This is a genomic window from Nitrosomonas sp. (genome assembly GCF_040240425.1).
Taxonomy (GTDB): domain Bacteria; phylum Pseudomonadota; class Gammaproteobacteria; order Burkholderiales; family Nitrosomonadaceae; genus Nitrosomonas.
The window spans coordinates 39,159-45,797 of record NZ_QPHG01000023.1; the positions used below are offsets into that span (position 1 = coordinate 39,159).

Consider the following 6,639-nt stretch of genomic DNA (forward strand, 5'->3'; position numbering starts at 1 on the left):
GCTTTTTATGAAGCTATATTTTCTCCGCCAGAAAATGCTCGACCATCGCCTGTTTATAGTCTATTTGCCCGAACGACACATCCTTTAATTCACCTTTACGATCGAACAAAATACACGATGGCGTTCCTTGCAGCGCAAAGCGCTCGAAAGTTTCCGCGCGCATCAATTTCTGCGTCATATACTGATGGACTTGCTGCAACACGGTTTTTTTCTGCTCATCGCTGAACTTGTCGAAATCGGGCAAAAAACTTTGCGCATAATGCAGCACGCGTTCATCGGTCACCGGCTCGGTTTCCGCCACTACCCGGTCCATACCCACCGCAAACGGTATTTTCCACTTCAGCTTACCGTCCGACAATAAACCGTATTGATTGAGCGCCTTATAGGTTTCACCGATCACTTCGCCGGTCGCGATTAACTTTTGCAAATTCTCCAGCGTATTCTTATCGTAATCTTCAAATGCCGTGGCCAAGCCGATCACATGCAAGCCCTGCGCGTGATACCGCTCATACAAATCAACCGCCCTGGGTAACGAGTAAATAAAACAACCCGGGCAATTGACCTGAAAAACCTCGATCAATACCACCGAACCGGTCAGATCGTTGAGCGAGAGCGGGCCACCTTGTACCCAAGTATCAACCGCAATATCAGAAAGTGTGTGATTATTCATAGTGTAAGTCGTCAGAACGCAGAAAAGTTTTGGAATATACTACAGAAGCTGGCCGTTAGCGTGCAGAATTTTCATCAAAAACAAAACTGGCGGAAGGTCATCAATTATAATGAGCCACTCTATACAAAGCTGCCCGTAAAAATCGCCACTCATGTAAAAAATGCGCTACTGGTTAATGAAGTCTGAACCGGATGAATTCAGTATCGATGATTTTGCCGCACGGCCGGATCAAACGATTGCCTGGGAAGGTGTGCGTAATTATCAGTCGCGCAATTTCATGCGCAACCAGATGACGGTGGGTGATCAGGTGTTTTTCTATCACTCCTGCTGCAAAGATCCCGGTATCATGGGCATTGCGGTTGTCAGCAAACCGGCGTATCCGGATGCCACGCAATTTAATCCGGCCAGCAAGTATTTCGATCCTAAAGCGACGCAAGATAATCCGCGCTGGTTTAATGTCGACCTCATGCTACTGCATAGAACGCGCCTGATTCCGATCAAGGAATTAAGGCAATATCCGCAATTAAGCAGGATGCGCGTGTTGCAAACGGGTAACCGTCTATCGATTACACCGGTCGATCCGGCCGAGTGGCAATTTATCTTGCAGTATCTGTAGCGCAATCCAACTCTTTTTATCAGGCTTACATATGGAATGGTGGTTGATTTATCTGTTAACCGGAGCATTTGTGGGATTCTTTGCCGGTTTACTCGGCATTGGCGGCGGCCTGATTATCGTTCCCGTGCTCATTTCACTATTCACTGCGCAGGATTTTCCCGCCGACCGCATCATCCATTTTGCGTTGGGTACCACGATGGCCACGATCATTTTTACGTCGGCCGTCAGTTTACGCACCCACCACCAGCATGGCGCCGTGAATTGGCCCATCGTTAAGAATATTACCCCGGGCATTTTTCTCGGTACCTTTGGCGGAGCGACCCTGGCCGGGTCAATGACGGGTCAACTGCTGAGTGTTATTTTTGTCATTTTCATTTTTTACGCCGCCACACAAATGCTGCTGCAGTTTCGTCCTAGCCCACTATTTCAACTCCCTGGGAGATTCGGCCTATTTCTCGCCGGTAATGTCATCGGGGCTTTATCCAGCTTGGTTGCAATCGGCGGCGGATTGTTGTCCGTGCCATTCCTGACGCTATGCAACGTCAAGCTGCAACACGCTATCGGCACCGCGGCGGCGATCGGCTTCCCTATCGCATTGGCCGGCACGGCCGGTTATATCGCGAATGGTTTCTTACAATCGGAAACACTGCCCGATCTCAGCTTAGGCTATGTGTATTTACCCGCGCTAGCCTGGCTGGTATCGGCCAGCATGTTAACAGCGCCACTCGGAGCGAAGCTTACGCATTCCACCAAAACCGCCACACTCAGAACAATCTTCGTTGTTTTGCTCTATGGTTTGGGCATCAGAATGTTAATCACTATCCTGTAAATCCGGCTGGCAATAGGCCCATTTCAAACTCAAAGCGATCCAGCGGGTATTTAAATGCGCTAAATCACAATTTATCAGTGATTATTCTTCGTAACGTGTTATAGTTTTAGTGTTATAGTTTTACTGTGACAAAAATGAAAAAGATGTATTTATTAATTTTAGGGAAAAGCCACAAATGAAATTTTCAGTATTTTTTGTTGTAACACTTTTAGCATTATCGTTAGTTGCATGTGGAAAACCAACAGCGCCAGAAGGTGCAAATTCTGAAGGTTACGGAACAACGCATGAAGGTAAACCAGCGGAAGGCCGTAATGAGCTTCCACCAGCTAATTAATAATAGCTTTAAAGCAATAGAAATAATTTATCGTTCAAATGTCGTGTAATTGACTTAGATGATACCCTGTAGGATCTGTAGTTTGTTCCTACAGGCGCTTTAAAAAATCCCCTCGTTCTGTCCATAAATTCCTTTAGTACTTGATATTAGCCGCTTCACGCCCTCTTTGCTCATTGACGGCTGCAAGCATCGCAAGACCAAGAACAAAAAACCCCAGCGTGCTGAGTAACGCAATGCGGTGATCTCCGGCAAACAAGTAAACCATGCCGCCGTACGTCAGCGGGCCGATAATCGCGGACAGTTTGGTCGCCAATCCCCATAAGCCAAAAAATTCACCTTGCCGCCCAGACGGTGTAAATTGCCCGACCAGCGCCCTGCCCGCCGATTGCGCGCCGCCGAGCGCGGTGCCGATCAAATTGGCAGCGACCCAGAATAACAATGTATCGTCGGCAAAATACGCACAGCCAATCGCCGCAATCCAGATCAGCAGCGTGATGGCGATACAGCGCAGCGAGCCGATACGATCCTGCAAATGGCCGAACAGAAAAGCGCCGATCGCCGCCGTCACGTTCACCACCATAATCAGGATGATCGTATCCTGCGTTTTGAATCCCATCACCTCTTGCGCGTACACCGCCGCCAGCACGATCACGATGTGGATGCCCGCATAGTACGTGGTCAACGCCAGCAGAAAACGAAACAGATCGATGTACAAACGCGCTTCCCGCAGCGTGGCGCGCAAACGGCTGAATCCTTGCCGCACGATATGCGCGCTGTCGAACGATTCCGAGACCGTGGCGCGCTCGCGCAGCCACAGCAGCGTCGGCAGCGCGGCCAGCGCAAACAACGCCGCCACGATCAGATTGGTCACCGGCACATACTGCGCGGCTTCGATACCCTGCTTCTCGGCGTACGTGACATAAGCCAGACACAACACCAGCGCCAGCAAACCGCCCAAATAACCCAGCGCCCAGCCGTAGCCGGAGAGCCGCCCGATCGTTTGCGGTGTGCTAATTTCCGGCAGAAAAGCCGCGATCAGGTTCTCGCCGCTGGCGAACATAAACGTCGCCAGAATCACCAGCACAACCGCCAACGCGATATCGCCCGGTCCGGCAAAATACAATAATGCAGTAAACACCACGCAACCGATGGTAGTGATCGTCAGAAAGCGTTTTTTCGCGCCGGAATAATCAGCAATCGCGCCCACCACCGGCGCACTGATTAAAACCAGCGCATTCGCCGCCGCCATCGCCAGCGTCCACAACAGCGTGGCATCGCCGCTCCCCTGCCCGGCGGCAATCACACCGACAAAGTAAGCATTGAAAATGGCGGTCAGGATAACGGTGGTATAGCCGGAATTGGCGAAGTCGTACATGCACCACGCAAAGCGTTCGCGGCGCGTGACGGATTCGGAAGCATGGAGAGAAGCAACCATCGAGCGCTATTTGCCCACCATCATTTCCGGCACCACCCACGCGTCGAATTGCTCTGCCGTCACATACCCGGTGGCAATCGCGGCGGCTTTCAGAGTCGTGCCTTCGCGGTGTGCTTTTTTGGCGATCTCGGCGGCTTTGTCGTAACCGATATGCGGATTCAGCGCGGTCACCAGCATCAATGAGTTGTGCATCAGCGCATCGATGCGTTCAATATTGGCTTCGATACCGGTAGCGCAATGATCGTTGAAACTCACCATGGCATCGGCGAGCAAGCGCACGCTTTGCAGGAAATTATGAATGATCAGCGGTTTCATCACGTTCAGCTCGAAATTCCCCAGCGCGCCGCCCATGTTGACCGCAACATCGTTGCCCATGACCTGGCAGCACACCATCGTCATCGCTTCCGATTGCGTCGGGTTGACCTTGCCCGGCATGATCGAACTGCCCGGCTCGTTCTCGGGAATGCGCAATTCGCCGATGCCGCAGCGCGGCCCGGACGCCAGCCAGCGGATGTCGTTGGCGATTTTCATCAGCGACGCGGCCAGCGTTTTCAACGCGCCGTGTGCATGTACTAAGGCGTCGTTACTCGCCAGCGCTTCGAATTTGTTCGGCGCGGTGACAAACGGCAAGCCGGTCAGGCGCGACAACTCCGCCGCCACGCGCGCGGCGAATTCCGGATGCGCGTTCAACCCGGTGCCGACTGCCGTACCGCCGAGCGCCAGTTCGCACACATGCGGCAACGCCGCCTGCACATGCCTCAATCCATGATCCAGTTGCGCGACGTAACCGGAAAACTCCTGCCCCAGCGTCAACGGGGTGGCATCCTGCAAATGCGTGCGGCCGATTTTGACGATGGCCTCGAACGCTTGCGCCTTGGCCGCCAAGGTGCCGCGCAGCAACTGAATCGCCGGAATCAAGCACTGCTGCAATTCCTGCACCGCCGCGACGTGCATCGCGGTCGGGAATACGTCGTTGGACGATTGCCCTTTATTGACGTCGTCGTTCGGATGTACTTTGCGATCCGCGCCGCGCCCGCCACCGATAATTTCCGACGCGCGGTTCGCCAGCACTTCGTTGACGTTCATGTTGGTCTGCGTGCCGGAACCGGTTTGCCACACCACCAGCGGAAACTGATCGTCGAAATTGCCAGCAGTCACTTCGTCGGCTGCCTCAATGATCGCCGCCGCACTCGCCGCGTTAAGCAAGCCCAAGTCGTGATTAACCTTGGCGGCAGCACGCTTGACCCGAGCCAGCGCATGAATCAATGCCACCGGCATGCGCTCGCCGGAAATCTTGAAATTCTGCAACGAGCGCTGCGTTTGCGCTCCCCACAGCGCGTCGGCGGGCACCTCGACCACGCCCATGGTGTCGCGTTCTTCACGGGTTTGCATAGATAGTTACCTCATCAAATTAGATCATTGAATAAATTGCGGCTCTGGTTTACCAACGAATCGCTGAATTACTATGAGTTTATCATTCTACTAGTTAAGAACGCGCAAATAGCAGGAGTGGCTTTATATCGTGATTGTCAGCGGCACGTAAGGCTTCAATATAGCGAGCGAGGGTTTCTCCGACATCGACCAGATTTGCACGTCCCCATGTGAATGGCTCCTGCTCAAGCTGCTGGGCGAGAAGATCGCCGATAAGACGCGAGATGCGCCCGTTTCCGTTGGGAAACGGATGGATTGCAACAAGGCGGTGACTAAACCGCACCGCAATTTCATCCGGAGGGTAGGTTTTATGTTCGATCCAGTAACAAGCATCGTCAATAGCTTGATGCACATCCATTGTGATCCGATAGGCATCGACACCAATGTTGCGGGCTGAGGTGCGATATCGCCCTGCCCAACGCCACACATCCCCAAACATGCGCTTGTGCAATTGGCGCAAGAAATTTTGATCCAACACGTCCCGTTTCTTGCGTGCGGCAGCCCAGCGCAACCCCTGGCCGATGTTGATTTGCTCCGCTTCGTTGAGTTCGTGCCGCAACGTGATATAGGCAGGAATAAGCTGCTCACGCTCTTCGTCGGTAAGTGGGGTATTAGCATCATCGTCATCGATAAATAATGGATCTGGCATGACAATGCTACTTATCCTCCCATAACCCTTTTAGTGAGCCTGATAGGATCAGTTCGATCATGCGCCGCTGTTCATCGTCGAGATCGGCTTTGAGCAAAGCCTGGTTTTCCAGTCGCATGGTGTGATCGAGCCGGGCAATGTCTTTGCGCGTTTTCTGGATGGCACGCTCACGCAGAATATCATCGAGCGGTTTTGCCGGCACGAAAGCATACACAAAGGTACAGTTCATTGCCTCGGCAGCTTCACGCAAGGTCTTGATCGTAGTTGCTCCAGTCACTTCCGCTTTTTCGATCACCGGAATACGTGAAGGGGAAGCATCCATACGCGCGGCAAGCTGGCGGGCAGTCATGCCAAGTGCTTCACGAATGGCCTTTATCCATCCTCGTGGCGGCGCAACAACCCCTGCCTCGCGCAAGGGTGCGAGACGTCTTTCCAATTGCTTTCTAGCGAGCGATGCTTGGTTTTTGTTCATATTAATATGTCCATATTCTTAATCATATTAATACATAAAGATGAACATATCAATAATTAATTAACATTTATATATGAACAAAAGGGTCTTAGGAAGTTAAAGCGGGTTTAAACGTAACAATTTAAGAATTTCATGATAGAGATTATCACGGCGATGATTAAAACGAAATTCGGTTTCTTTCAAGTGCAGGTAGAAAGTATGTT

General features: G+C 52.0%; 8 protein-coding genes and 1 pseudogene. 3 read left to right on the plus strand and 6 right to left on the minus strand.

Going from position 1 to position 6,639, the window contains the following annotated elements:
• Positions 1–13: 13 nt before the first annotated feature.
• Positions 14–670, minus strand: a complete 657-nt coding sequence (locus DU481_RS10220) for a peroxiredoxin family protein (protein WP_350134236.1) — start codon at positions 668–670, stop codon at positions 14–16.
• 160 nt (positions 671–830) lie between these two features.
• Between DU481_RS10220 and DU481_RS10225 the strand changes: the two genes are divergently transcribed.
• From DU481_RS10225 to DU481_RS10235, 3 genes are all read left to right on the plus strand, one after another.
• Entirely contained in the window at positions 831–1,286 is a 456-nt protein-coding gene (locus tag DU481_RS10225) for an EVE domain-containing protein (protein ID WP_350134237.1), read from the plus strand.
• Between the two features lie 31 nt (positions 1,287–1,317).
• Entirely contained in the window at positions 1,318–2,115 is a 798-nt protein-coding gene (locus DU481_RS10230; protein ID WP_350134239.1) for a sulfite exporter TauE/SafE family protein, read from the plus strand.
• A 175-nt stretch (positions 2,116–2,290) separates the two neighbouring features.
• Positions 2,291–2,449: a hypothetical protein gene (locus tag DU481_RS10235; RefSeq protein ID WP_350134241.1), complete on the plus strand. Its 159-nt coding sequence runs from the start codon at positions 2,291–2,293 to the stop codon at positions 2,447–2,449.
• A gap of 133 nt (positions 2,450–2,582) precedes the next feature.
• Here DU481_RS10235 and DU481_RS10240 read toward each other — a convergent pair whose 3' ends face one another.
• From DU481_RS10240 to DU481_RS10260, 5 genes and pseudogenes are all read right to left on the minus strand, one after another.
• Positions 2,583–3,884, minus strand: a complete 1,302-nt coding sequence (locus DU481_RS10240; RefSeq protein ID WP_350134243.1) for an MFS transporter — start codon at positions 3,882–3,884, stop codon at positions 2,583–2,585.
• A 6-nt stretch (positions 3,885–3,890) separates the two neighbouring features.
• Positions 3,891–5,276 carry a class II fumarate hydratase gene (gene fumC / locus DU481_RS10245; protein WP_350134244.1) on the minus strand — a complete coding sequence of 462 codons (1,386 nt, stop codon included), beginning with the start codon at positions 5,274–5,276 and terminating at the stop codon, positions 3,891–3,893.
• A gap of 94 nt (positions 5,277–5,370) precedes the next feature.
• The gene (locus DU481_RS10250; protein ID WP_350134246.1) at positions 5,371–5,964 is read right to left on the minus strand and encodes a mobile mystery protein B; all 594 of its coding nucleotides are present in this window, start codon (positions 5,962–5,964) and stop codon (positions 5,371–5,373) included.
• 7 nt (positions 5,965–5,971) lie between these two features.
• Positions 5,972–6,436: a mobile mystery protein A gene (locus DU481_RS10255; protein WP_350134248.1), complete on the minus strand. Its 465-nt coding sequence runs from the start codon at positions 6,434–6,436 to the stop codon at positions 5,972–5,974.
• Positions 6,437–6,532: 96 nt separating this feature from the next.
• Positions 6,533–6,639: pseudogene (locus DU481_RS10260) on the minus strand (IS1595 family transposase); the annotation flags it as partial.

What these genes read in the sequence shown, in the direction of transcription:
- DU481_RS10220 (WP_350134236.1), bottom strand. Translation starts at nt 670, where the DNA reads ATGAATAATCACACACTTTCTGATATTGCGGTTGATACTTGGGTACAA.
- fumC (WP_350134244.1), bottom strand. Translation starts at nt 5,276, where the DNA reads ATGCAAACCCGTGAAGAACGCGACACCATGGGCGTGGTCGAGGTGCCC.
- DU481_RS10250 (WP_350134246.1), bottom strand. Translation starts at nt 5,964, where the DNA reads ATGCCAGATCCATTATTTATCGATGACGATGATGCTAATACCCCACTT.
- DU481_RS10235 (WP_350134241.1), top strand. Translation starts at nt 2,291, where the DNA reads ATGAAATTTTCAGTATTTTTTGTTGTAACACTTTTAGCATTATCGTTA.
- DU481_RS10240 (WP_350134243.1), bottom strand. Translation starts at nt 3,884, where the DNA reads ATGGTTGCTTCTCTCCATGCTTCCGAATCCGTCACGCGCCGCGAACGC.
- DU481_RS10230 (WP_350134239.1), top strand. Translation starts at nt 1,318, where the DNA reads ATGGAATGGTGGTTGATTTATCTGTTAACCGGAGCATTTGTGGGATTC.
- DU481_RS10255 (WP_350134248.1), bottom strand. Translation starts at nt 6,436, where the DNA reads ATGAACAAAAACCAAGCATCGCTCGCTAGAAAGCAATTGGAAAGACGT.
- DU481_RS10225 (WP_350134237.1), top strand. Translation starts at nt 831, where the DNA reads ATGCGCTACTGGTTAATGAAGTCTGAACCGGATGAATTCAGTATCGAT.